This is a genomic window from Collinsella sp. CM84Y_54, assembly GCF_036317945.1.
GTDB lineage: Bacteria > Actinomycetota > Coriobacteriia > Coriobacteriales > Coriobacteriaceae > Collinsella.
This window is the reverse complement of sequence record NZ_JAWQCX010000006.1, coordinates 112440-136440: the sequence shown is the minus strand read 5'-3', so window position 1 is coordinate 136440 and position 24001 is coordinate 112440. Positions and strand designations below refer to the sequence as shown.

The 24001-nt window shown below is 58.0% G+C and carries 22 protein-coding genes; 18 read left to right on the top strand and 4 right to left on the bottom strand.

Annotation, left to right across the window (positions count from 1 at the left end; genetic code table 11):
* Positions 1–189 precede the first annotated feature (189 nt).
* Positions 190–657 (bottom strand): hypothetical protein, encoded by a 468-nt coding sequence (locus V2391_RS09465; protein WP_316370657.1) that lies wholly within the window; start codon positions 655–657, stop codon positions 190–192.
* 277 nt (positions 658–934) lie between these two features.
* Between V2391_RS09465 and V2391_RS09460 the strand changes: the two genes are divergently transcribed.
* Positions 935–1366: an Hsp20/alpha crystallin family protein gene (locus tag V2391_RS09460; protein WP_329739124.1), complete on the top strand. Its 432-nt coding sequence runs from the start codon at positions 935–937 to the stop codon at positions 1364–1366.
* 80 nt (positions 1367–1446) lie between these two features.
* Here the strand turns inward: V2391_RS09460 and V2391_RS09455 are convergent, their stop codons facing one another.
* Positions 1447–2256 (bottom strand): MBL fold metallo-hydrolase, encoded by an 810-nt coding sequence (locus V2391_RS09455; RefSeq protein WP_329739123.1) that lies wholly within the window; start codon positions 2254–2256, stop codon positions 1447–1449.
* Between the two features lie 48 nt (positions 2257–2304).
* Here V2391_RS09455 and tilS point away from each other — a divergent pair, with 48 nt between their 5' ends.
* The 5 genes from tilS (at position 2305) to V2391_RS09430 (ending at position 9018) form a co-directional block, all read left to right on the top strand.
* On the top strand, positions 2305–3843 hold the full coding sequence (tilS, locus tag V2391_RS09450; RefSeq protein ID WP_329739122.1) for a tRNA lysidine(34) synthetase TilS: 1539 nt from the start codon (positions 2305–2307) through the stop codon (positions 3841–3843).
* A 148-nt stretch (positions 3844–3991) separates the two neighbouring features.
* Positions 3992–4540: a hypoxanthine phosphoribosyltransferase gene (gene hpt, locus V2391_RS09445; protein ID WP_118081750.1), complete on the top strand. Its 549-nt coding sequence runs from the start codon at positions 3992–3994 to the stop codon at positions 4538–4540.
* A gap of 61 nt (positions 4541–4601) precedes the next feature.
* Positions 4602–6680, top strand: a complete 2079-nt coding sequence (gene ftsH / locus V2391_RS09440; protein ID WP_329739121.1) for an ATP-dependent zinc metalloprotease FtsH — start codon at positions 4602–4604, stop codon at positions 6678–6680.
* Between the two features lie 166 nt (positions 6681–6846).
* Positions 6847–8031 carry a pyridoxal phosphate-dependent aminotransferase gene (locus V2391_RS09435; RefSeq protein ID WP_329739120.1) on the top strand — a complete coding sequence of 395 codons (1185 nt, stop codon included), beginning with the start codon at positions 6847–6849 and terminating at the stop codon, positions 8029–8031.
* A gap of 165 nt (positions 8032–8196) precedes the next feature.
* A complete protein-coding gene (locus V2391_RS09430) occupies positions 8197–9018 on the top strand; it encodes a phosphatase (protein WP_329739119.1) in 822 nt (273 codons plus the stop codon).
* A 66-nt stretch (positions 9019–9084) separates the two neighbouring features.
* Here the strand turns inward: V2391_RS09430 and rlmD are convergent, their stop codons facing one another.
* Positions 9085–10545 (bottom strand): 23S rRNA (uracil(1939)-C(5))-methyltransferase RlmD, encoded by a 1461-nt coding sequence (gene rlmD / locus V2391_RS09425; RefSeq protein ID WP_442878005.1) that lies wholly within the window; start codon positions 10543–10545, stop codon positions 9085–9087.
* Positions 10546–10883: 338 nt separating this feature from the next.
* Here rlmD and V2391_RS09420 point away from each other — a divergent pair, with 338 nt between their 5' ends.
* The 4 genes from V2391_RS09420 (at position 10884) to V2391_RS09405 (ending at position 15679) form a co-directional block, all read left to right on the top strand.
* The gene (locus tag V2391_RS09420; RefSeq protein ID WP_329739117.1) at positions 10884–11744 is read left to right on the top strand and encodes a transporter substrate-binding domain-containing protein; all 861 of its coding nucleotides are present in this window, start codon (positions 10884–10886) and stop codon (positions 11742–11744) included.
* Positions 11745–11882: 138 nt separating this feature from the next.
* Complete coding sequence (locus V2391_RS09415) at positions 11883–12536, top strand: amino acid ABC transporter permease (RefSeq protein ID WP_006235606.1); 654 nt, start codon at positions 11883–11885, stop codon at positions 12534–12536.
* A complete protein-coding gene (locus V2391_RS09410) occupies positions 12529–13293 on the top strand; it encodes an amino acid ABC transporter ATP-binding protein (protein ID WP_329739116.1) in 765 nt (254 codons plus the stop codon). Before V2391_RS09415 ends, V2391_RS09410 begins: the two co-directional genes overlap by 8 nt.
* A 310-nt stretch (positions 13294–13603) precedes the next feature.
* Positions 13604–15679 (top strand): elongation factor G, encoded by a 2076-nt coding sequence (locus tag V2391_RS09405; RefSeq protein ID WP_117770573.1) that lies wholly within the window; start codon positions 13604–13606, stop codon positions 15677–15679.
* A gap of 129 nt (positions 15680–15808) precedes the next feature.
* On the opposite strand, the gene V2391_RS09400 is transcribed toward V2391_RS09405, so the two are convergent.
* Positions 15809–16792, bottom strand: coding sequence for a DNA/RNA non-specific endonuclease (locus V2391_RS09400; RefSeq protein WP_329739115.1), 984 nt, complete (start codon positions 16790–16792; stop codon positions 15809–15811).
* A 413-nt stretch (positions 16793–17205) separates the two neighbouring features.
* Between V2391_RS09400 and V2391_RS09395 the strand changes: the two genes are divergently transcribed.
* From V2391_RS09395 to V2391_RS09360, 8 genes are all read left to right on the top strand, one after another.
* A complete protein-coding gene (locus tag V2391_RS09395; protein ID WP_118094350.1) occupies positions 17206–18057 on the top strand; it encodes a class II fructose-bisphosphate aldolase in 852 nt (283 codons plus the stop codon).
* 15 nt (positions 18058–18072) lie between these two features.
* The gene (locus V2391_RS09390) at positions 18073–18522 is read left to right on the top strand and encodes a PTS sugar transporter subunit IIA (protein ID WP_329739114.1); all 450 of its coding nucleotides are present in this window, start codon (positions 18073–18075) and stop codon (positions 18520–18522) included.
* An 89-nt stretch (positions 18523–18611) separates the two neighbouring features.
* Positions 18612–18911 (top strand): PTS sugar transporter subunit IIB, encoded by a 300-nt coding sequence (locus V2391_RS09385; protein WP_117734930.1) that lies wholly within the window; start codon positions 18612–18614, stop codon positions 18909–18911.
* A 54-nt stretch (positions 18912–18965) separates the two neighbouring features.
* The gene (locus tag V2391_RS09380; protein ID WP_329739113.1) at positions 18966–20273 is read left to right on the top strand and encodes a PTS ascorbate transporter subunit IIC; all 1308 of its coding nucleotides are present in this window, start codon (positions 18966–18968) and stop codon (positions 20271–20273) included.
* A 116-nt stretch (positions 20274–20389) separates the two neighbouring features.
* Positions 20390–20782, top strand: coding sequence for a hypothetical protein (locus V2391_RS09375; RefSeq protein ID WP_329739112.1), 393 nt, complete (start codon positions 20390–20392; stop codon positions 20780–20782).
* Between the two features lie 26 nt (positions 20783–20808).
* Positions 20809–22113 carry a deoxyribose-phosphate aldolase gene (gene deoC / locus V2391_RS09370; RefSeq protein ID WP_329739111.1) on the top strand — a complete coding sequence of 435 codons (1305 nt, stop codon included), beginning with the start codon at positions 20809–20811 and terminating at the stop codon, positions 22111–22113.
* Between the two features lie 195 nt (positions 22114–22308).
* Entirely contained in the window at positions 22309–23046 is a 738-nt protein-coding gene (locus tag V2391_RS09365; protein ID WP_329739110.1) for a GntR family transcriptional regulator, read from the top strand.
* Between the two features lie 92 nt (positions 23047–23138).
* A complete protein-coding gene (locus tag V2391_RS09360) occupies positions 23139–23843 on the top strand; it encodes a transaldolase (protein ID WP_329739109.1) in 705 nt (234 codons plus the stop codon).
* The last annotated feature ends 158 nt before the right edge of the window (positions 23844–24001 follow it).

The window sequence follows — 24001 nt, the reverse complement described above, 5'->3', positions numbered from 1 at the left end:
CATCGCGCCGAGAGTACTGCGGGGTCAGCCCGTGGGAGGCCAGGGCGCCGCTGACCGGTGGACGGCACCGAGCCGTCAATCGACTTGAAGAAGGGGGAGGCCTCGCGGCCTCCCCCTTTTTTGCGTTAACACTTCACAATGTAGTTGCATTTCACCCGTGACCCGGTTGGGCTTATTGGAAATGAGCCTTTATTTAAAGACAATAAATCGAATCACAAGGGCAACTGCTATGACCACAATGATTAAAAGTAGCAATTGGAGTCGATGCTGCTTACGTCGTTTACTTGATGAGACGAAGATCGTTTTCCCTTGTTTTGGCGTCTCGAGATAACGAGCCGAATGCGTTAAGGTTTGTTTAGGTCGAGGACCTCTTTGCTGCCGAGTTATGGGCGTTTTCGTCGGGTCGTCAATGATCGCGCTGTTTTTTGATAACGGTGCATCTTTCAGATATACGGGATCGCTCGATGCGACGCCCATGTGCTTACGTCCCGTCTGGGCATCTTCGAGCGTTTGATATCGATTTCTCGTCACATACTCGGGCTCTGCATCATTAATGGGCTCTTGCGAGATGTGGGGGCGATGGAACCGCGGCGGCTGCGTGGAAGTATCTTCCCCCTGCGTCGGCATGAACATATTGTTCTGGTTTTGGTCGTCCATGATGCCCTTTAGCTCGTTGCCAACAACGTGTACGCGTTCATTGTAAGCCCCTTGTTATTTGTAGCTGTGGACATACTCGTTATTTAAGCTCTGGTTCAAAGAACCTTTACCTTCCTAGAACCTGAGTCATACACACTTAGATATGCTTATAATACCGGACTCAAAAAACTTTATAGTCGATGTATATATGAGCATCGGGTGGGCATATATAAGAGCGTCAAAAGAAGTCCCTGCCACCTAGAAGATGGCTCGGCAGTCCCTTAAAGGAGTGGTAGTCATGGCAAGCATGGTTCCTTATCGTTCGGTCTTTGGTGTTCGTCCCTCTGCTAGCTCGTTGTTTGATCTCTTTGATGATATGACCGATTTGGCAAACAACTCGATTGCCTCCAAGGCGTTTCCTGTCGATGTTGAGGACAAGGGCGACGGGTACGAGGTCAAGGCCTATTTAACCGGCGTCGCCAAGGATGACATCGATGTTGAGCTTAATGAGGGTCGTCTTTCCATTAGCGTGAATGTCGAGGAGAGCGAAGAGAACGAGGGCAAGAACTTCCTGCAGAAGGAGTTTAGCTCGTACAGCGCGACGCGCGGTGTGTACCTGAAGGATGCCTCGAGCGAAGGCCTTTCTGCAAAGTACGCTGACGGCATCCTTACTGTTATGGTTCCTAAGATTGTCGAGAAGAAGAACGTTACGAAGATTTCCATCGACTAGCGCTATCGGCTATTAACATCGGTGCCTACGTTAAAGGGGCTGGGAAGTGATTCCCAGCCCCTTTTTCTGTTTAAGACGATCTACTGAATGGTCATGGGCCGATATTGCCCTGCGGGACGTATCGTGAGTTTATGCAGTCCCTCAACGCGGGTGGCGGTGCTGCCAAGCTCGTTGTCGAGTGTTGCCCCAAGTGAGTTTGCATAGCTTTTGACGGTAAGGCTTGGGCGATTGTTGTCTTGGCTAATGTGCATCGCGATAAGCTGCTCGGTGCGATCGGTTACCAGCGCACGTGCGGCTTCGGCGGCCTGATCGTTGGAGAGATGCCCTTTTGCAGACAGGATGCGTTCCTGAAGAAAGCGAGGATAGTCTCCTTGACGTAGCATGGCCACGTCGTGGTTGCTTTCGAGTGCGAGAATGCGACAGTCCTTGAGCGTATCGATGGCATGCCTTGACAACTCGCCGGTGTCGGTTGCAAAGCCAATCGAATCACCCTGAGCGTCAAACCGGTAGCCGACGGGATTGACGACGTCGTGGGATGTCGAATACGTTTGAATGCGGACTCCGGCAATAGAGAGGGTGTCGCCTGGGTCGAATTCCTCAACAGGCAGATGTGCGAGGCTTTCTTTTGATGTGAGCGTGCCTCTGCTGGAAAAGACCGGGCCATTCCAATGCTTACACCACACCTCAAGCCCCTTAATGTGGTCGCTGTGCTCATGGGTGACCACAAGGGCCGACACGTCGTCTGCCGAAAGGCCGAGCTCCGCCATGCGTTTGAGCGTCTCGCGGCGAGACAGTCCATCATCGACCATAATGAGCCCTTGCGGGCCCTCGATGAATGCACAGTTGCCTTTAGAGCCACTGCCGAGGATATGAAGGTGCAGGCGAGACATAAGATTCCAAAGGATACAATGGGTGCGGACGAATAGAGGAGGAAGCGAATGCCAACGGTATCACAGCATTACGGACACCATGCCGCGCCTGGGGCAGTCGATGAGACCCGGACGAGGCAGCAGGCTGCTCCTGTTGTGCTCATGGTATCAGGTGGTGCGGACTCGACGGCACTGCTTCTTATGGCGTGCACATCAAAGCTGGATATCCAAGATGGACGCGGCGTTGCCCCCATTGCTCGCGAGCGCCTTCATGTGCTGCATGTAAACCATCATCTACGAGGCAAGGCGTCCGATGGCGACGAGGCCTTTGTGCGTGAGCTCTGCGCGCAATATGGTTTACCGCTGTGTGTGGAGCACGCTTATTTTGATGGGGAGTCGGGAAATATCGAGGCGGCGGCGCGCGAGGTGCGCTATGCCGCGGCGCGAAGGTATGTACGCGAGCTGTGCGCCAAGACGGGGGCGCCGAGAACGGCGGCGCGTATCTGTACTGCCCATACCTCTTCGGACCGCGCGGAAACATTTTTGATGAACGCCATTAAGGGGTCGGGCCCAGCTGGGCTTTCGAGCATTCCCCGTCGAAGGAATATTGTGGTGCGCCCCTTGCTCGACCTAACTCATGGCGAGCTCGTGGGCTATCTACAGGTACATGGTCAGCCGTGGCGTGAGGACGAGAGCAATGAGGATATCTCGTATCTGCGAAACTACGTGCGCCATCGGGTAATGCCAGTGGTGGCACAGCGTAATGCGAGCGTGTGCAAGACGATTGGCGCCGCCTGCGAGATCCTTGGTGACGAAGATGCGTTTCTATCCCAGCTGTCGGCACAGGCGTTTCGAAGCTGCCTGCGCAAGGAGGCGGCGGGTGCGCTAGTGCTCGATGCCAGACGCCTTGCTGCGGCCGAGGTGGTAATCGCGCGGCGCATCGTGCGACTGGCGATCAAACGCATCGATCCGGACGCTCGTCCAGAGATGCGACATGTGGAGCGAGTCCTTTCCTGCGTTGCCGAGGGCGCAGGCTCGGTCACGCTTCCGGCGGGGATTGACGCACGCGTCGAATTTGGCATGCTGGCGTTTAAGGCTCCGGTGGCTCGCGAGGGCCTGGTCGCGGACTGGGTTACCGTACCCGGTCGTTTGCCGTTGGGCGGGGGACGTATGCTGGTCGCAGAGCCGATGGCCGTTGAACCGGGATGCGATATCGTGCGCCGCGCCCGTGAGCTTGCGGCTGCCGGGGAAGTGGCAGCTTTGGTAGACGCGGCTGCCCTGGGTTTTGCCGACAGCGATAGCGAGCGGATCCTGGCGGGCTCGCGTGGCGAGATCCCTGCCGAGGCGCGATTGGCGCGCCTATGGGTGGACGGTCCCGCACCGGGAGACGTGATGTGCCCGTTAGGAATGAGTGGCCGAAGCAAGAAGGTATCCGACTTGCTAGGAGAGGCTCGCATTCCCGTTTCCGAGCGCGCCGGCGTGCCCATGGTGAGGACGGCGCCGGGAGGTGCCGTGGTGTGGGTCGCCGGAGTTCGCGCGGACGAACGCTTTAAGTGCACGGCGGCGACGCGTGTGGCCTATCTGCTTCGCGTGGTTGACGCGGATTAGCCCCTCGTACCAGCTTTTCAGTGCGGCGTTGACGGTATTCCCGCGCTGATGATGCGCGGGCTGGAAAATATACCCCGTGCGCTGCTAGAATGTGTAGTTCGCGTCCATACGGCGGTGTGTGGGCGATTAAGCACAAGAAAGGGTTGTCATGGCTTCTCAACATCCGGATATCGAGAAGGTTCTGTTTACGCAGGAGGATATCGAAGGTATCGTTTCTCGCCTGGGCGAGGAGATTACGCGCGACTACGCTGGTAAGGATCTGGTGTTGATCGCGGTCCTGCGCGGCGCCGTTGTCTTTATGGGCGACCTGATGCGCAAGATCGAGCTGCCGACCAACATCGATTTCATGGCTGTTTCGAGCTATGGCGACGGCGTGAAGTCTTCGGGCATCGTGCGTATCATTAAGGACCTGGATATCGACATCCGCGGTCGCGACGTGCTGATCGTCGAGGACATTCTGGACTCGGGCCTGACCCTCAAGTACCTGATGAAGAACCTCGAGAGCCGCAAGCCCGCCTCGCTGGAGGTCGCTGCCTTCCTGTGGAAGGACGTTGAGGACCGCACCTCGGCCATCACGCCCAAGTATGTTGGAACCCATTGCCCCGATGCCTTTGTGGTGGGCTACGGCCTCGATTATGCCGAGCGCTATCGCAACCTTCCGTATCTGGGCATTTTGAAACCGGAGGTTTATTCGTAAGATGCCCGACGACCGTAACGATAATAATTCTCAGGCTCCCCGGGACCCAAAGATCCCGGGGATGCCCGGAGGCAAGAAGCCCACGCGTACGGGCTGGCTGTATTTCCTTTTGGCTTGCGCGCTTCTGGGTTATGCCTTCTTTAATATGGGTTCCGGCTTTGCCAACTCCAGCAATACCGTTAAGCTCGCGACGAGCGAGATGGTCAACGCCCTTAAGCAGGATCGCGTCGAAGATTTGACCTATACGGTTCAAGACGGAAGCGTGGCGGGTCATTACTGGAAGACGAAAAAGGACAAGGGCGACACGAGCGAGCTCAAGAGCTTTTCCTCGACCTATGTCGGCTCCGATTCGCTTGCCGAGCTCATGGCGGAGCACCCCGACACCAAGTATATCGTCAACACCAACGACCCCGATTTTTGGGGCGACTTGGCGATGAGCGTGCTGCCGACGATCGCCCTGATCGCCATCATGTTTTACTTTATGCGTCAGATGATGGGCGCCAATAATAGGAACATGCAGTTTGGCAAGACCAACGCCAAGACCAACGAGGCTACGCGTCCCAAGGTCAAGTTCGAGGACGTTGCCGGCGTGGACGAGGCCGTCGAGGAACTCGAGGAGATCCGTGACTTCCTAAGCGATCCGGACCGCTATCGCAAGCTGGGTGCCAAGATTCCGCGCGGCGTTTTGCTGGTGGGCCCTCCGGGTACCGGTAAGACGCTGCTGGCCAAGGCCGTTGCCGGCGAGGCGGGCGTGCCGTTCTTTAGCATCTCGGGTTCTGACTTTGTTGAGATGTTCGTGGGTGTCGGCGCCAGCCGCGTGCGCGACCTCTTTAAGGAGGCCAAGGCTCAGGCTCCGTCGACCATCTTTATTGACGAGATCGATGCCGTGGGACGTCAGCGCGGAGCCGGTCTGGGTGGCGGCCACGACGAGCGCGAGCAGACGCTCAACCAGCTGCTGGTCGAGATGGACGGTTTTGAGGAAAGCGAGTCGGTCATCCTGATCGCCGCGACCAACCGCCCCGATATTCTGGACCCGGCATTGCTGCGCCCCGGTCGTTTTGACCGTCAGGTCACGGTCGACCGTCCGGACGTAAAGGGCCGCGAGCAGATCTTGCGCGTGCATGCCGAGAACAAGCCGATGGACGAGGACGTTAAGTTTGAGAAGCTCGCCCAGATGACCGTTGGCTTTACCGGTGCCGATCTGGCAAACCTGCTCAACGAATCTGCGCTGCTGGCTGCTCGTCGCCATCGTTCCGTGATCTCGATGGACGAGGTCGAGGAGTCGATGGAGCGCGTGATTGCCGGACCGCAACGCAAGGGTCGTGTGATGGCCGAAGCCGAGCGCACCACGATTGCCTACCATGAGAGCGGCCATGCTCTGGTGGGTCACATCTTGGAGCACTCCGATCCGGTCCACAAGATTTCGATTGTCAGTCGCGGTCAGGCTCTGGGCTACACGCTGCAGCTTCCGCAGGAGGATCACTTCCTCAAGACCAAGAACGAGATGCTCGACGAGCTTGCCGTGTTCTTGGGCGGCCGCGTTGCCGAGGAGCTCATGTGCGATGACATCACGTCGGGCGCGAGCAACGACCTGGAGCGCGCGACCAAGATGGCGCGCGAGATGGTTACGCGTCTGGGCATGAGCGAGGAGCTGGGAACGCAGGTGTTTGGCGAGGCACAACATCAGGTGTTCCTTGGTCGCGATTACGCCGATCACCAGGATTACTCCGAGGAGACGGCGCGCCGCATCGACATCGAGGTCCAGCGCATTATGCGTGAGGCCCATCGTCGCGCGGTTGAGATTCTGGATGCCCGTCGCGATCAGCTCGATCTGATGGCGAAGGTGTTGCTTGAGCGCGAGACCGTCGAAGGCGACGCCGTGAACGCCCTGCTCGACAACGAGTGGGATGCCTACCTTGAGCGCGAGGGCGATATCCTGGCGGCCAAGGAGGAGCGCAATGCCAAGGCGGCCGGCATACCGACCAAGAAGCGCGCGCCTCGTATGAGCGAGGAGGAGCTGGCGGCTGATGCCGCGGCTTTTGCGCAGGCGGCCATGCGGGAGGATGCCGAAGTCGCATCTGATGACGCTGGCGATGATCGCGCCGTCAACGCCGATGCCGACGTCGACACCGACAAATAGCTCTTGTAACAAAAGCCTCCGCGGGGAAACCTGCGGAGGCTTTTTCTTTTGAGTGATATGGAGACTGTCCGCCGCTTACTGGTGAAACCGATAAATTTGGGGTTGCATTGCTGCGGCACTTTGTTCGACTAAAGCGTACAATAGCGCCTATGCGAAAGGGGAACAGATGATCAACGAAACTATGTATGCTCGCGGTGCGGAAAGCTCCATCATCCGTGAGATTTTTAGCTATGGTCTTGAGCGCAAGGCACAGATCGGCGCGGAAAACGTATTCGATTTTTCGCTGGGTAATCCGAGTGTTCCGGCGCCCGCTGCCGTGGCGGAGTCCATAAAGAAGGCCCTGGAGCTGCCAAGCGACCAGTTGCACGGCTACACCCCCGCACCGGGCTTGCCGCAATGTCGAGCAGCCGTCGCCGAATCGCTCAACCGCCGCTTTGGCACGAGCTATGAGGGCAAGGACGTCTTTATGACGGTGGGCGCCGCGGCTTCGCTCACCTGCACGCTCAATGCCGTTACGAACCCGGGCGACGAGGTTATTGTTATCGCCCCGTACTTTCCGGAGTATCGCGTGTGGATTGAGAAGGCAGGCTGCACGTGTGTCGAGGCGCCTGCCGATGAAGACACGTTCCAGCTGAGCGTGGACAACGTGCTCAAGGCGATTAGCGATAAGACAGCGGCCGTCATTATCGATTCGCCCAACAACCCGACCGGTGCCGTGTATACGCGCGACACGCTGACGCGACTGGCCGATGTTTTGCGCGAGGTTAACGCCAAGCGCGATCCCGAGAATCCGATTATGCTCATCTCGGATGAGCCGTACCGCGAGATCGTGTACGGTGCCGAGGTGCCCTGGGTGCCCTCGATCTACGAGAACACCGTGGTGTGCTACTCGTATTCTAAGTCGCTATCGCTGCCTGGTGAGCGCGTGGGTTGGATCTTGGTTCCCAACACTAATCCGCAGGCTGCGCGTCTGATGCCGGCTGTTGCAGGTGCTGCCCGTACGCTGGGTTTTGTATGCGCACCGGCGCTCTTCCAGCGCGTGATTATCGATTGTATCGATGAGCCGAGCGATATCGATGCCTATGCCCGCAACCGCACGGCGCTCACCGACGCATTGGCGGAGTACGGCTACACCTACGTTGAGCCGGACGGTGCTTTCTACCTGTGGGTGAAAGCGCTCGAGCCCGATGCGAATGCGTTTTGCGAGCGCGCAAAGAAGTATGAGTTGCTTGCGGTTCCCTCGGACAGCTTTGGTATGCCGGGTTGGTTCCGCCTGGGCTATTGCGTGAGTTACGAAACGATTGCCAATTCGCTACCTGCTTGGAAGCAGTTGGCGGACGAGTATCGTTAAAAGTAAAGCGCTCTGCCTACAATGTTTTACGTGAAACGGGGTTTGGTGTTAAGCCGAACCCCGTTGTCATGGACGTTGTGTCTTTGGGATGGAGTGGTTTTACGACTATCGAAGGCTATGCGTACAATGAATATAAGCGACGGCCGTGCCAGATAAGGAGACCCGATGCCCTACCTGCTTTCTTGTGACATTCATACCCATACGATGTTCTCTGCGCATGCATATTCGACTATTGAGGAGAATGTGTACTGGGCGGCAGAGCGTGGCCTGCAGGTGCTCGGATCTGCCGACCATCTGAGCTCTATGGTTACGGCTTGCCCTAATGACCTGCGCAGTTACCAGTTCTTTATCAACCAGGATATCTGGCCGCGTATATGGAGCGGCGTGCTGGTGCTGCGTGGTGCCGAGGCCGATATCGTTTCACTGGACGGAAGCCTGTTTGGCGAGGACACTCCTGTCACGCTCGATATCGCCGGCGATTCATACAGCCGTCAGCATTCACTGTTCGATTTGGTTACGCGTAATTTGGATTATTTGGTTGCGAGCGTGCATAATCCGCAGATTGCTGAAGGCGCGGCACTGGCCCAGACGACCGAGATGTATATCAATGCCCTGGAGCACCCCAAGGTGTTCATGTTGGGCCACACGGGCCGCTCGGGCGTGTCGTTCGATATCGACGAGGTGCTGCTGGCGGCTAAGGCCAAGCACAAGATTATCGAGATCAACAACCATAGTCTTGAACACGGTGTCGACACTGAGCATTGGGCCGTATGCCGCAAGATTGCCGAGCGTTGCGCCGAGCTGGGCGTGGGTATTGGTGTGTCGACCGATGCCCACATTGGTATGGCCATTGGCAAGCTCGATCACGCCCGCAAGTTGCTCGACGAGATTCACTTCCCGCTGGACCTGATCGTGACACGCGACCGCGAGACGCTGCTGCGCGAGATGGCGGCAGCCGGCGTGTGCGACCTGCGCAAGAGGATGTAACGAGGCTCATATGCCCAATGAAAGGGGGCGGTCCAGACGGGCCGCCCCCTTTCATGTTCCAAAAATCTACCTGGGTTGGTAGCGGCGCTCGAGGACCGCTACGGTTTCGGTGTGGTCGGTATGGGGGAACATGTCGACGGGCGTGATCTTGAGCAGGCGATAGCCTCCGCCGAGGAGCTGGTGCAGGTCGCGCTCTTGGGTCACGGGGTTGCAGCTGATATAGGTGATGCGGCGTGGCTTAAGCGCGCAGGCGGCTTCGAGGAACTCGGGGGTGGAGCCGGCACGCGGCGGATCGATGGAAAGGACGTCGACGCGCTCGTTGTTGTCGGCGGCATCCAGGATGTAGTCGGTGGCATCGTCGGCCATAAACCAGGCGCTGCGGGTAAGACCGTTGAGCTTGGCATTGCGGCGTGCATCGGCAATGCCTGCTGGGTTGCGCTCCACGCCGAGCAGCATGATGCCGATACCCTTGTTCTGGGCATCTTTAGCTGCGCAAAGACCGATGGTGCCGCTGCCGCAGTAAGCATCCATGAGCACATCGCCCTGGTGCAGATCCATGCCGTCGACAGCGAGCTGATAGAGCAGCTCGGTCTGCTGCGGGTTGGTCTGGTAGAACGCGGTGGGGGAGATATCGAACTCGCAGCCGAGCAGCTGGTCGCGCATGCACTCGGTGCCATATACAATGCGAGTTTCCTCGCCGAGGATGGCGTTGCCGGTGCGTCCGTTGATGTTTTGGGCGACGGTGACGATGCGCGGATCGAGTGCGGCGACGGCCTCAAAGAAATCCTGTGCATGCGGCAGGTCGCGCTGGGCGGTCACGAGGGTGACCATGATTTGGTCGGTGCGCCAGCCGCAGCGAACGACGGCATAGCGAAGCAAGCCCAGATGCTTGTCCTCGTTAAAGGCGGGAATGCGCAGGCGCTCAGCCTCACGCGCGATGCCGTTGAGAATCTGACGGGCACCCGGCGCCTCGACGGGACATTCGGGAACAGCAACGATTCTGTGCGTGCCACGTTCAAAAAAGCCGCAGCGGACAGCGCCCTCTTTACCGGGGGCAAAGGGAGTGGCGGCCTTATGGCGAAACCCGCGCGGCGCAGGATATTTACCCGGGTCGCCCAGGGTGACGCCCATACCGCGAATGGGGTCGACGCTAATGCCCTCGCGCTCGCATAGAGCAGCAAAAAGCTCCTCCATAGCAGCCTGCTTGGCGGCGAGCTGCTTCTTATAGGGACGATTGAGCGCCGTGCACCCACCGCAGGCTTTCATGATCGAACAGGGAGACTTGGGGTCCACAGCCTTACGCGCAGACGAAACCGAATCATTATGCGGGCGCTTGGAACGAGTCCGAGGCGCTTTGTCCCCGCCTCGACGAGAGTCAGAACGCTTGGTCTTAGCCCTGCTCTTGGTCGATTTGCTTTTTGCAGCTTTAGAAGACTTGGATTTCGTAGAAGATTTCTCCTCCTTCGACCCCTCAGCCGCCTCCACCAAAGCACGACGAGCCCTACGCTCCGCACGAGATTCTGCCATCAATAACTCCACTAATTCATGAATTAAAGCTGCAAGTATTGTACCGTGCCAAGCCAGCAGACGATATGCAAGCGGTTTAATCGTGTCAGTGATAAGCCCAACGACGGTTGCCCGCCGCGTGAGGGGTGTGGAGGTTAAGTTTATCGCGAGCTCCGCACGAACAGGAGGCCACTTAATGTGGCCTCCGTCGTGAGCAGGACTGTAGAGCAGGAAACTTAACCCCCACACCCCTCACGCGGCGGGCAAACTCGCCTTGTGCTCTATCACGCTAAAGTGTATGATTCTGAACGTTACATGACTCACTTTACTTAACTAAAGTGCCATCAAGGGGGAATACCATGAATACCGAAATGTCTCGTCGTCAGTTTGTTGGTCTAGCCGGCTCGTTTGCCACGGTGCTCGGCCTTGGTCTTGTCGGCTGCGGCGGTGGTGCCGGCAAGGGCTCTGCTGCCGGATCTACCGCGGCCAAGGATGTGAAGGGCGCTGCGGAGTCCAAGAAGCTCGTGGTGGGCTTTGATAAGTCCTATCCTCCGTACGGCTTTGTGGGCGACGATGGCGAGTACACGGGCTTTGACCTCGACCTTGCCAAGGCTGTTGCCGATAAGCAGGGCTGGGATGTCGATTACGAGGCCATCGATTGGGATGCCAAGGACACGCTGCTCAATTCGGGCGCCATCAACTGCATCTGGAACGGCTTTACCATGGAGGGCCGCGAGGACGACTACACGTTCTCCGAGCCGTATATGCTCAACGAGCAGGTGCTAGTGGTAAAGAAGGATGCGGGCATCAAGAGCTGGGATGATCTTGCTGGAAAGACCGTGATTACCCAGACCGATTCCGCTGCGCAGGATGTGCTCGAGGGTGACCGGAAGGATCTGGCGGCGACGTTTGCCACGCTCGACACGATCGGCGAGTACAATACGGCCTTTATGCAGCTCGAGAGCGGCGCGGTCGATGCCGTGGCTTGCGACCTTTCGATTGCCCAGTACCAGCTTGCCGCCAAGCCCGATGCCTATACACAGCTTGATGAGCCGCTGTCCAGCGAGCACTACGCCGTCGGCTTTAAGAAGGGCGACACCAAGTCGGCCGACGCCGTGACCGAGTCGCTCAAGGCGCTCTACGAGGACGGCACGGTCAAGGACCTGTGCGACAAGTATTCAAGCTACGGTCTGTCCTTCGACAACTGGGTTTTGAAATAGCCACAGCACCCAACCTTGCGGCTCCAACCCTCCTCGCGTACCAAAGTACGCTTCGTCGGGCTTGTCGCTCGCAATCTTGGGCACTGTGCCTATTTCAATTAACACCTGCTGTTCTGTTACTGTGAAAGAGAGCTTGGGTTGTCTATTCAGGTCATGATGCAGATGCTTGGCCAGGGATTCTTGGTCAGTTTGCAGTTGTTTGTGCTGACACTGCTGGGGTCGATTCCGCTGGGAATCCCCGTGGCGTTTATGCGCATGAGCAAAATCGCGCCGCTTCGCTGGATTGCGCGCATCTACATTTCGGTCATGCGCGGTACGCCGCTCATGCTGCAGATGTTTGCCATCTACTTTGCGCCGTACTACGTGTTTGGCATTTCGCTCACGCCCGATTCCAAGTGGACGGCGTGTGTCGTGGCGTTCATCATCAACTACGCCGGTTACTTTGCCGAGATCTATCGCTCGGGCTTGCAGTCCATTCCGCGCGGTCAATACGAGGCTGCCGAGGTACTGGGCTACTCGCGCGTGCAGACATTTCTGTATATCGTGATGCCGCAGGTCGCCAAGCGTATTCTGCCGGCGATGGGCAACGAGATCATCACGCTGGTCAAGGACACGTCGCTGGCGTTTGCCATTGGCGTGGGTGAGATGTTCTCGACGGCCAAGGCGCTGGTCGCCTCGCAGGTGAGCATGGTGCCGTTTGCGATCGCGGCGCTGATTTACTGGGTCTTTAACTTTGTGGTCGAGATGCTGCTGGGCGCCGCCGAAAAGAAGCTGGACTATTATCATGACTAACTCAGTGATGAAAATCGAAAGCGCGCGCAAGGCGTTTGGCGGCAATGAGGTGCTCAAGGATATCTCGCTCGAGGTCAAGCGTGGCGAGGTCGTGGCGATTATCGGGCCTTCGGGTGGCGGCAAGTCCACGCTGCTGCGGTGTGCCACGCTACTCGAGACACTCGACGGAGGCTCGCTCTCGTTTGGTGACCTTGCCGTTGCGACGGATGCGGGTTCGGGCGCAGTCTATGCGAAGGGCGATGTGCCCAAGCGGGCACGCTCGCGATTCGGCCTGGTGTTCCAAAATTACAACCTGTTCCCGCACTATACCGTGATGAAAAACATCATCGACGCGCCGATCCGCGTGCTTAAGCGTCCGCGCGAGCAGGCGGAAGCCTGCGCTCACGAGCTGATTGCGCAAATGGGGCTGACGGGCAACGAGAACAAGGTGCCGTGTGAGCTTTCGGGCGGTCAGCAGCAGCGCGTGAGTATTGCCCGCGCCCTAGCGCTCGACCCGGAGATTCTGTTCTTTGACGAGCCGACCTCGGCGCTCGATCCTGAGCTGACGGCCGAGGTGCTGCATGTCATTAAAGACCTTGCCGCGCAGAATATGACGATGGTAATCGTGACCCACGCGATGCAGTTTGCGCGCGATGTTGCCGACCGCGTGGTCTTTATGGATGGCGGCCGCATTGTCGAGGAGGGTCCTGCCGAGCAGGTCATCGACCATCCGCGTGAGCAGCGCACCCGTGAGTTCTTGAGCCGTATCGAGGGATAGGCTCAGGTATTTACTCAACTATTAATTGAGGCGAAGCCGCCGCAGGTCTTACGGTCTGTGGCGGCTTTTTGTTTGCATCGACGGGGTTCAATAATCGCCTCACAAGCTTGTCTCTTCCTCTCGCCGCCTGTATTCATACGTGCGCCGAAAGGTATGCATGGACAGCCGCCCGTGAGGGTAGGGTGGTGGCATAGGACATTTGGAGGGTGAGCCGGCTCGGCTGCCGACCATGCTGCTCCCGGGACGGCACCGACCGCGAACTCTCCCCGTTGGCGTCGCGCATTGCGCGCGGCCCTGCAAGGAGGTCATCATGGGTGCTCCCAAGACCGGTAACGTAAGGAACGTGGTGCTCGTAGGCCAAGGCGGGGTGGGCAAGACTTCACTCGCCGAGGCCATGCTCCACCTTTCCGGCAAGACCGCCCGCCTGGGCGGCCACGACGGCACCAAGCCCACGCTCGACTATGACCCCGAGGAGGTCAAGCGTGCATTTTCCATCTCGACGACCATTGCACCGATCGACTGGAAGGGCGCGCGCATCAATGTGCTCGATGCCCCGTGCTACCCCGATTTTATCGGCGACGCCTTTGCCGCGATGAGCGTCTGCGAGACGGCTCTGTTTGTGGTCGACGCCGAGGCCGGCCCGCAGCCTACGACGGTTAAGCTCTGGTATGCCGCCGAGGATCTGCGCCTGGCGCGTGCGGTGTTCGTAAACCGCCTGTCGCGCTCCGAAGCCAGCTTTGCGACCACGATGGACCTGCTGCAGGAGCGCTTTGGTACGCGCCTGGGCGCCGTGACCCTTCCCTGGGGCGAGGGCGAGGACTTTGACGGCATCATCGACCTGGTGCGCATGAAGGCGCGCCATTGCAACGGCACCGAAGCCGTTGAGTCGGAGATTCCCGAGGAGTATCGTGCCCAGGCCGAGGAGGCCCATGACCATCTGTGCGAGCTGGTAGCCGAGGCTGACGACGAACTGATGATGAAGTACTTGGAAGGCGAGGAGACGCTGACGCAGGAGGAGCTTGAAGGCCTGCTGTCGAAGGCGATTGCCGAGCGCATCTTTGTGCCGGTCTTTGCGGGCGATTGCATTAAGGAGCAGGGCGTCAACTCGCTGATGGACGACATCGCAACGTACTTCCCGGCGCCGACCGACTACGGCGAGATGCCTCTTATCGACGGTGATTCGCTCAAGATTTCGAGCGACGATGACCGTCCGGTGGCGTTTGTGTTTAAGACGCTGGCCGATCCGCAGCAGGGCCGCATCAGCTTTATCAAGGTGCTGACGGGTACGCTTGAGCCGGGCCTTGAGCTGATTAATGCGCGTACCCGCAAGAGCGATCGTCTGGCTCACCTGTATGTGATGTGCGGCCGCGACATGACCGAGGTCGGTCACGCCTATGCCGGCGACATTATCGTGGCGCCCAAGCTGGCGGCCGAGACGGGCGATACACTCTCGATTACCGGCAAGGTCGAGGCTGCGGCGTTTAAGTTCCCCAACTCGCAGTACCGCATTGCCATCGAGGCCGAGAACCGCGGCGACGAGGAGAAGCTCTATACGTTTATCGAGAAGGCATGCAAGGCTGATCCGACCATGAGCATCGACCGCGACGAGGAGACGGGCCAGACCATCATTTCCGCAGTAGGCGAGGCGCAGGTTTCGGTGCTGCTCAACCGTCTGGAGGACCGTACCAAGGTTGCGGCCAAAAGCGTGCCGATCCGCATTCCGTATCGCGAGACCATCCGCCGCACGGCGAGTGCCCAGGGCCGCCATAAGAAGCAGACTGGCGGTGCCGGTCAGTATGGCGACTGCTGGCTGCGCGTTGAGCCACTCATTGGGCCCGACGGCACGAGCGATGGCTATGAGTTTGTGGACGAGGTCGTAGGCGGCCGTATTCCGCGCTCGCTGATTCCCGCCGTGGACAAGGGCGTCCAGGAGACCATGAAGGACGGCATTATTGCCGGCTACCCGCTTACGGGTATTCGTGTGGCTGTGTACGACGGCTCGTATCACAGCGTCGACTCCAACGAGATGGCGTTCCGCGCGGCGGCTCGCATCGGCCTGCGCAAGGCATGCGCCGATGCCGACCCGGTGGTGCTGGAGCCCATCGAGGAAATCACGGTGACTATCCCCGAGAGCTACGCCGGCGCCGTGATGGGCGACATCTCGGCCTCGCGTGGTCGCGTGACGGGCATGGAGACCGATGAGCGCGGAGATACCGTGGTCATCGCCCAGGCGCCGCTGGCCGAGCTGACGGATTATTCGACGCGTCTGCGCTCTATCACGCGCGGCACGGGCGACTTTACCATGAAGCCCGCGGGCTATGAGCAGGTGCCTTATGACGTTCAGGCCAAGCTGGTCGAGCGCTATGAGGAGGGCCGCGCCAAGTAGCGTGTAGTTTTGTCTGCAATGTAGGTGCTGACGAAAAGGCCGCCCTGGGTAACCGGGGCGGCCTTATTTGATCCCTTGGGGACGGAGGAAAACGGATCATTTTTTTGGTTACGGGAGGCGCGGTCGGCCCTAGTCTCCCGAGGCCTGATTGCGGCCGGTGGCGTAGTCGATCTGCACATGCGGCTGCAGGTTGTAGCAATATACGTGGAAGCAGAGGGTCTTGCCGTGGTCCTCGACCGATTGCGCCTCAAGGCGCACGCCACGGCAGACAAGCTCCTCCTCGTTATACATGGGCGTGACGCGATAGAGCACGTGGTTGCCCGTGTCGCGGATGTAGCCGAGGATCTGCTCTTCAAACGGCAGCATGCCCGTCTCGTTGAGATAGCGCGTGCCGGTGAGGAGATTTTTGCGGTTGGCGGTTTCGCCGCAGAGCGACCAGGCGATAAGGTGGCAGCGGTTATAGAGGCTCTGGCCCGGAATAAAGTCGTAGCGCTGCTGGTGCCAGCCGGCGGGGTGGATGCGCGAGATATCGCCGCGCTCGCCTTGACCGAGCGATTCGGGGCCCACGCAGGCGAGCGCTTTACGGGTGCGGCCCAAGCTGTCGAGCTTGGAGAACTTCTTAAAGCAGCCCTCTTCTGTGGCGCGCTCGTATTCATCGAGCGTGAATGATGGTGTGCCGAGCGGGTGCGTGCTATCGGCGCGCAGGGCAACATAGGGGTTACCCGCGTAGTCGGGAATACTGCTGAGGTATACGCCGCGGGCGCGGTCGAGATCGGGGTTTTCGACCTCGTCGATAGGGGTGGCGGCACTGTCCGCGGAGGCGTCGTCATCGGTGTCGCTCGCGGCGGAATCTGAGTCATCGCCAGAGTCTTGGCTATTTTGAGAGACCGAGGAGCTCGCTGTTCCCGATTCGAGTCGAGCGACCAGGTCTGCCTCGTCGTCGGTGCGGCTGGGACTCTCGCTTTGTTTTTCGGCCAGAGCCGCTGCCTGCTCATCGCTTTGCGGCGACAACAGCTTGGGCGCTCCGTCGAGCGACCCTGTGAACAGCGCAAACCCCAGCACCACGGCGGTGCCGATGGAAAGCACTTGCTTGTAAGCGGACTTGCGCGACATTGAGGCTCCTGGATGGACGGTTGGGAATCTACCAGTCTAGCAGGAGCCGGCAGGGGTCGTTCCGCCGAACAAATACTCAAGATTTGGGATAGACGCTACTGATTCATTTGCCCCATATTTGACGTTTGGCTAGATCGAGGTGGAGTCGAGCCAGTTGAGCTTGCACTCCGTTTTGGTTGAGAGCGGCTGGCAGTCAAGGGCATCCGCATGGGTTACGGTGCCTTTTTTAGCGGGTAAACGGTCGAAAAATTCAGGTGAACGGTCAAATCGGAACATATCAAACGAAATATCATACGGACATCCGAATATACGGACGTTTGTGATAACCTAGTTGTCTATCAAGGACGGCGGCCGGCACCCCCTGTGCGGTCGCCACTTGATACATCCAGTGGAGACAACAGGAGGCAAACACTATGTACGTAACCCTGCGCGAAGTCCTGGCAGAGGCCAACCAGCTCAACATGGCCGTTGGTGCTTTCAACACCCATAACCTCGAGATGTGCCCGTCGATTATCCGTGTCGCGGCTCGCCTGCACACCCCCGTGATCATCCAGACCTCCGAGGGCACCGCCAGCTATGTTGGTCACCGCAACCTGGTTGCTGTGTGCAAGTCCATGGCCGAGGAGTATGGCGTGAACGTCGTTCTTCACCTCGACCACGCCAAGAACTTCGATGAGATCCGCAAGGCTCTCGAGGCCGGCTATAGCTCGGTAATGTTTGACGGCTCCGCGCTTCCCTTCAAGGAGAACATCCTTGGTACCAAGCGCATCGTCGAGATGGCTCAGGCCCACGGCGCTTCCGTTGAGGCCGAGCTCGGCACCGTCGGCGGTACCGAGGATGGCGTCGCCGTCGCCGATGCCGACGTGCGCTACACCGATCCCGAGCAGGCCGTCGAGTTCATCGAGAAGACCGGCATCGATGCCCTTGCCGTCGCTATCGGTACCAACCATGGTCAGTACAAGTCCAAGACCAACATCTCCTTCGATCAGCTCGAGAAGATCCGCGATGCCGTGAACGGCTTCCCCTTGGTCATCCATGGTGGCACCGGTGTTAAGGACGAGGACGTTCGTCACGTCATCGACCTGGGTATCCGTAAGTTCAATGTTGGTACCGATCTGCTCGTCAACTGGAACAAGACCTCCAAGCAGTGCTATGACGAGCTCAAGGAGAACGCCTCCAACCGCAACATGGTTATGCCTGCTCAAAAGGCCGTCGAAGAGGTTGTCGAGCACCGCATCAGCCTGTTCAAGAATATCGTCGCTTAGGGACGAGGCGCACCGATGCAGATTACGGAGATGCTCAAGCGCGAAAACGTTCGCCTTGTCGATTCTGTCGATTCCTGGCAGGACGCGATCAAGCTCGCCATCGCTCCGCTCAACGAGGGCGGCTACGTCGAGGATCGCTATGCGGATGAGATCATCCGCGCCACCAACGAGATGGGTCCCTACTATGTGCTCACCGAAGACGTCGCGTTGATTCACGGTCGCCCCGAGGATGGCTGCATTAAAGGCCAGCTTGCCGTGACGGTCCTGAAGAAGCCCGTTAAGTTTTCGGAAGACAGCTTTGATGTTCGTCTTTTGGTCGCACTTGCGGCAGAGGATTCCAATTCACATATTGAGGCTATGCAGGTACTTGCTGGCATCTTTATGGATGAGGACAAGATTGCGCAGATCGTCGCTTCTGATGATGCCGACGAGATTTATCAGGCATTTACGGGTGCGGCAGCGTAAAACAGTGTCGCTTGGTGCGGGCGAGTCTATGTATTCGCCCGCACCTACCCCGAGGTGGGGCATGTGCCCCAAAAGGAAAGGAAATGAACATGGTCAAGATTTTGTGCTGCTGCGGCAATGGTCTTGGAAGCAGCTTTGCCTGCCAGATGGCTATCGAGCAGGTCATGAAGAAGCTCGGGGTCCAGTGCAAGATGGACCACGACAGCGTTTCCAGCGCCGCGGGCGCCTCTAAGGGCTTCGACATGATCGTCGCTGCCGAGAACTTCAAGACGCAGATCGAAAGCTACAACACCGGTCTTCCCTGCGTGTTCCTCAAGCGTCTTGTCGATAAGAAGGAAATCGAGGAAAAGCTGACCCCGGTGCTCAAGGAGATGGGCGTCCTGGAGTAAGGGCCTCTTTGCCTAGATTGATAGAAATGTACATGAGAAAAAGGGGTGTACAACATGGCTGTTCTTGAGTTTATTATCAATAACATCCTGACGCAGGCCGCCGTTGTTATCGGTCTCGTCGCCTGCCTGGGCCTTGTGCTTCAGAAGAAGTCGGCCAACGACGTGTTGCTCGGCACGTTTAAGACGATGCTCGGCTTCCTTGTTCTGGCTGCCGGCTCGAGCGTCATGCAGGGCTCTCTTGCCTACTTTGGCGATATGTTCAACTCCGCCTTCGGCTTCAACGGCATGACCGCCGTCGTCGCTTCCATCGAGGGCATCAACGGTCAGGCAATGACCGACCTCGGCCTTGGCTCCGAGATCGCCATCTGCCTCGCTGGCATCTTCGTGGTGAACATCATCCTCGCTCGTTTCACCAAGTTTAAGTATGTGTTCCTGACTGGCCAGGCCCTTCTGTGGGAGTCCACGCTCTGCGTCGTGTTCGCCTTCTTCTGCGGTCTTCGCGGTATCCCCCTGATCGTCGTCAGCTCCATCGTCGGTGGCGCCTTCGCTACCCTCATGCCTGCCTTCGCTCAGCCCGTTGTCCGCAAGATTACCGAGTCCGATGACATCGCCCTGGGTCACTTCTGCACCTTTGGCTATATGTTCACCGCCCTTATCGCAAGCATCACCAAGAAGCTCGCTGGCGGCAAGGAGTCCAAGTCCACCGAGGACCTCGAGATTCCGCAGTCCCTGTCCTTCCTCCAGGATACCTACGCTGCTGTCGGCCTGGTCATGATCGTTTTCTACTTGGTCGTCGCTGCTTTCGCTGGTCCCGCTGCTGCTGCTGACTACTGCGGCGCCACCAACTTCATGGTCTACGCTTTCCTCCAGGCCATGCAGTTCGTCGTCGGTCTGTACGTCCTGCTCGCCGGCGTCCGCCTGCTGCTCGCCGAGCTCGTCCCCGCCTTCCAGGGCATCTCGATGAAGCTCGTCCCCGATGCGCGCCCCGCTCTGGACTGCCCTGTCCTGTTCACCTATGCCCCTAACGCCGTTATCTTCGGCTTTGTGTTCACCACGCTTGGCTCGCTGATCGGCATGGCTATCACCGGCCTCATGGGCACCCTCGTCATCCCCGGCGTTATGTCCAACTTCTTCGCCGGCGGCACCGCTGGTGTCTTCGGTAACGCCATCGACGGTCGTCGCGGCGCCATCATCGGCTGCATCTTCCACGGCATCTTCATCATGATCCTGCCTGCGCTCCTGTCCCCGATGCTCGCTCAGATTGGCTTCGTGAACATGACCTGCACCGACGTCGACACCGTCGTCACCGGCTTCTTCTTCATGGCCATCAAGTCCATCCTCAGCGTCTTTGGTATCGCATAAGGATTCTTATAGCGCCTGACGAAGGTCCAAGTCTTTCTTTAAGGGGGTTGTTCCTGTGCCTGGTCCCCGGCAGGGGAACAACCCCCTTCGTTTATTACTGCTAGTGGAGGTTTCCAATGGGTTTGTTTGGATTTGGCAAGAAAAAGGAGAAGGTGGCCTCCGCTGCAGCCGAGACCGCACCCGTTCTCGATCGAGATGCCGTTCTCGACGCCGTTAAGGCAAAGCGTTCCGAGCTCGAGGGCAAGGAAGGCGTCGCTGCCGCAAACGTTCTAAACGAGATTGGCAAGCTTTATGCCGATGCCAACATGGTCGACGAGGCCGTTGAGGCATACGAGCAAAGCCTGGAAGTCAATCGCACGATGGGCAAGGCGTCTGCGGCACTGGTCAAGCTGTACAACAAGAAGCGTGCGGCTGCTGCCGAAGCGAAAGACGATGAGGCTATCAAGTATTACATGGACAAGGTTACCGAGATGCTTGCTATCTCCAAAGACCAGCTTCGTGGCAAATAATCGGGTAGTAAGAAGGGTTTCCCAGCATGGAAAAGACGCTGATTTTGCTTGCCGGACCTCCGGCTACGGGCAAAACCGATTTGGCAGATCGCATCAAGGCTCGCCATACATCCGAGAGCTTTTTGAGCGTCTCGCTTGACGACGTTAAAGAAGAGTATTGGGATACGTACGGCTTTAACAATGCCGAGGAAAAGGCGCAGGTTGATGCGAACGCTCTTCAGGAGTGGTTCCGTCGCCTCGATGTCACCATGGCGGATGGGCCGCAGATTATGTGCGATTATCCGTTTTCCGCCAAGCAGCACGACAGGCTTGCCGAGCTGGCAGACAAGCACGGCTACCGTGTGCTCACGATTCGTCTTGTCGCCGATCCCGTTATGATCAGCAAGCGCTACCGTGCTCGCGATCTTAAGCCGACGCGTCATCTTGCGCACATTGTGACGCATTATCACAAGGGCGATGTGCTCGAAGATCGTAGCAAGGGCGACGACCTGGTCGATTTGGATATCCTTGTCGACCGCATCAAAAACCGCGGCTATGATACGTTTGAGCTGGGTCATACCATTGAGCTTGACGTGACCAATGTCGATACCGTTGACTATCCGGGCTTTTTGGCCAAGGTCGATGAGTATCTGGACGATCCTTCGTCGGTTGCCGCCATTGCCGCCAAGGCGGGGGCAGAGTTAACCGATGAGGACCTCTGCTCGCGCATTGACTACACATTGCTTAAGCCGACGGCGACCTGGGATCAGATTGATGCCGTTTGCGCCGAGGCATTCGAGTACGGTTGTGCCAGCGCATGTATCCCGCCTTCGTATATCGCCCGTGCTCACAAGGCCTATCCCGACCTTGCGCTCACCACGGTCATCGCTTTTCCTCTTGGCTATATGACGAGCGCTGTGAAAGCGGCCGAAGCGGCCGATGCTTACGCCAACGGTGCCTCCGAAATCGACATGGTGATTGACCAGGGCATGGTCAAAGCCCGCGATTACCAGGCCATCGAGGACGATATTCGAGCCGTGCGCGAGGCCGTGCCCAATGCGACGCTCAAGGTCATTGTCGAAACGTGCTATTTGGCGCAGGAAACCAAAAAGCCGATCTGTCATGCCGTCGAGGCTGCCGGCGCAGACTTTATTAAGACGTCTACGGGCTTTGGTACGGCTGGTGCCCAGGTTGAGGATGTCTATCTGTTTGCTCAAGAGTTGGGCGGCCGTGTAAAGGTCAAGGCATCGGGCGGCGTTCGCACGAAAGAAGATCTTGTACTTATGTCGGGCGCCGGTGCCGATCGTATCGGCGCGAGTGCCAGCCCGCGCAAGCTTTTCGGCGCGCGCTAGAGGCAGTCTGGGGCATTCTCTGCATAAAGAATGCCCCAAGATGGTGGTGAGTCGGTGGAGTATGCTCGGCTGGAGTGGAATATACGCGGGCAGCGTTATCGATGTGTGTCTTTTGAGATTTTGCATTTAACATTTGTTAAAAGACAGCACCTGATATCAAGGATTTAGAGAATTAGTCCAGATAGGGGAGGGATGATGACCGATACGTCTGAGCTCGATTTTAGCGGCAAGGAACAGCTGTACTCTCAGCTGTACGATATCTTGTTCCAGGGAATTACGAGCGGTGCCTACAAGATCGGCGATTACATTCCCTCCGAAAGCGATCTTATGAAGCGCTATGACGTTTCGCGTGCAACGGCGCGCAAAGCGATGGAGCTGCTTTCTAATAATGGCTTGATTGAGAAGAAGCGCGGCCGCGGATCCGAGGTTATTGCCAACGTGCCACTCAGCTCGCCTAAGCGTGTCTCGAGCTATATCAAAAAGAATGTGGACGAGTTTGCAGTGCCGCAAAAACGCTTGATTGAGTCTGGCGTTGTAGCCATGCCCCAGCACGTTGCCCGCGAGCTGGGCTTGGCTGAGGGCACAAAGGCCTTCTGCCTTCGCCGTGTGCGCGTGTCGGGCGATCGTCCGTTCTATCTGGAGACGATTTATTACGAAGACGGCTATGTCCCGCATATTGCGGAGCGCGACTTTTCCAAGGAATCGCTTCGCGCTTATCTCAATAACTCGTGCGATATTCGCTGGAGCCGTGTGAGCCAAAAGATTGGAGCTTGCGTTGCTACCGACGAACAGGCCGAGCTATTGGGCATCAGCGTTGGTGCTCCGCTGCTCAACATTACGAGGGTTTCTCATGACCAGCAGAATGTGCCCCGTGAGTATGTGGAGTCGTTCTACCGCGCCGACCTCTACCGCCTCGAGATCGAACTCGATTAAGGGGCTCTCCGTTCCACTCTGATGCGGCGGCGCTTTTGACAAACAATTCAGTCCGTACATTTCTATATCATCATGTATGTAAGGAGTACATTATGGCAATCAAGGTATTTGCCGACGGTGCCAATCTCGAGGGCATGCTCGACATGGCCGAGAACGGTAACGTTCAGGGCTTTACGACTAACCCATCGCTTATGAAGGCGGGTGGCGTGACCGATTATCGCGAGTTCGCCAAGACCGTGCTCGAGCACATCACCGATGTCTCGGTTTCGTTTGAGGTCTTTGCGGACGATGAGGCGGGCATGGAGGCCGAGGCTCGCGAGATTGCGACTTGGGCTGACAATGTGTATGTCAAGATTCCCGCACTCAATACCAAGGGTGAGTCGACCGCGGCGCTCGTTAAGCGCCTTTCTGCCGACGGCATCAAGGTAAATGTTACGACGATTTTTACTCCCGAGCAGGTCGATGAGTTTGTGGACGCTGTCTCCGCTGAGACGCCGTCTATCATCTCTATCTTTGCCGGCCGTATTGCCGATACCGGCGTTGATCCGCTGCCGTTGATGGCTGAGTCTGTCAAAAAGGCCGCGGCAAAGCCGCAGTGTGAGGTGCTCTGGGCATCTACCCGTGAGCTGCTGAATATCTATCAGGCCGAGTCCGTGGGGTGCCAGATCATTACCGTTCCCAACAGCATCCTGGCCAAGCGCAAGAACGTCGGTAAGGACCTCATGGAGTATTCGCTCGACACCGTTAAGGGTTTCGCGCGTGATATCGAAACGCTTGGATTCCATATCCTGCCGTAACCGGACAAGCCGAGTCGTCCATATCGGTTGATGGCAGAAGGAGTAAGGGTCGTCGTTGCCTGTACGGCGGCGACTCGTAATGCCCCAAGTTGGCAAAGGCTCCTGGCTTTTGTTGACTTGGGGCTTTTGTGTTTCAGGGTGAAATTTCCGTCTGGCAC

Coding starts and splice junctions, on each gene's coding strand:
- V2391_RS09465 (WP_316370657.1), bottom strand. CDS start 657: ATGGACGACCAAAACCAGAACAATATGTTCATGCCGACGCAGGGGGAA.
- V2391_RS09460 (WP_329739124.1), top strand. CDS start 935: ATGGCAAGCATGGTTCCTTATCGTTCGGTCTTTGGTGTTCGTCCCTCT.
- V2391_RS09455 (WP_329739123.1), bottom strand. CDS start 2,256: ATGTCTCGCCTGCACCTTCATATCCTCGGCAGTGGCTCTAAAGGCAAC.
- tilS (WP_329739122.1), top strand. CDS start 2,305: ATGCCAACGGTATCACAGCATTACGGACACCATGCCGCGCCTGGGGCA.
- hpt (WP_118081750.1), top strand. CDS start 3,992: ATGGCTTCTCAACATCCGGATATCGAGAAGGTTCTGTTTACGCAGGAG.
- ftsH (WP_329739121.1), top strand. CDS start 4,602: ATGCCCGGAGGCAAGAAGCCCACGCGTACGGGCTGGCTGTATTTCCTT.
- V2391_RS09435 (WP_329739120.1), top strand. CDS start 6,847: ATGATCAACGAAACTATGTATGCTCGCGGTGCGGAAAGCTCCATCATC.
- V2391_RS09430 (WP_329739119.1), top strand. CDS start 8,197: ATGCCCTACCTGCTTTCTTGTGACATTCATACCCATACGATGTTCTCT.
- rlmD (WP_442878005.1), bottom strand. CDS start 10,545: ATGGCAGAATCTCGTGCGGAGCGTAGGGCTCGTCGTGCTTTGGTGGAG.
- V2391_RS09420 (WP_329739117.1), top strand. CDS start 10,884: ATGAATACCGAAATGTCTCGTCGTCAGTTTGTTGGTCTAGCCGGCTCG.
- V2391_RS09410 (WP_329739116.1), top strand. CDS start 12,529: ATGACTAACTCAGTGATGAAAATCGAAAGCGCGCGCAAGGCGTTTGGC.
- V2391_RS09405 (WP_117770573.1), top strand. CDS start 13,604: ATGGGTGCTCCCAAGACCGGTAACGTAAGGAACGTGGTGCTCGTAGGC.
- V2391_RS09400 (WP_329739115.1), bottom strand. CDS start 16,792: ATGTCGCGCAAGTCCGCTTACAAGCAAGTGCTTTCCATCGGCACCGCC.
- V2391_RS09395 (WP_118094350.1), top strand. CDS start 17,206: ATGTACGTAACCCTGCGCGAAGTCCTGGCAGAGGCCAACCAGCTCAAC.
- V2391_RS09390 (WP_329739114.1), top strand. CDS start 18,073: ATGCAGATTACGGAGATGCTCAAGCGCGAAAACGTTCGCCTTGTCGAT.
- V2391_RS09385 (WP_117734930.1), top strand. CDS start 18,612: ATGGTCAAGATTTTGTGCTGCTGCGGCAATGGTCTTGGAAGCAGCTTT.
- V2391_RS09380 (WP_329739113.1), top strand. CDS start 18,966: ATGGCTGTTCTTGAGTTTATTATCAATAACATCCTGACGCAGGCCGCC.
- V2391_RS09375 (WP_329739112.1), top strand. CDS start 20,390: ATGGGTTTGTTTGGATTTGGCAAGAAAAAGGAGAAGGTGGCCTCCGCT.
- deoC (WP_329739111.1), top strand. CDS start 20,809: ATGGAAAAGACGCTGATTTTGCTTGCCGGACCTCCGGCTACGGGCAAA.
- V2391_RS09365 (WP_329739110.1), top strand. CDS start 22,309: ATGACCGATACGTCTGAGCTCGATTTTAGCGGCAAGGAACAGCTGTAC.
- V2391_RS09360 (WP_329739109.1), top strand. CDS start 23,139: ATGGCAATCAAGGTATTTGCCGACGGTGCCAATCTCGAGGGCATGCTC.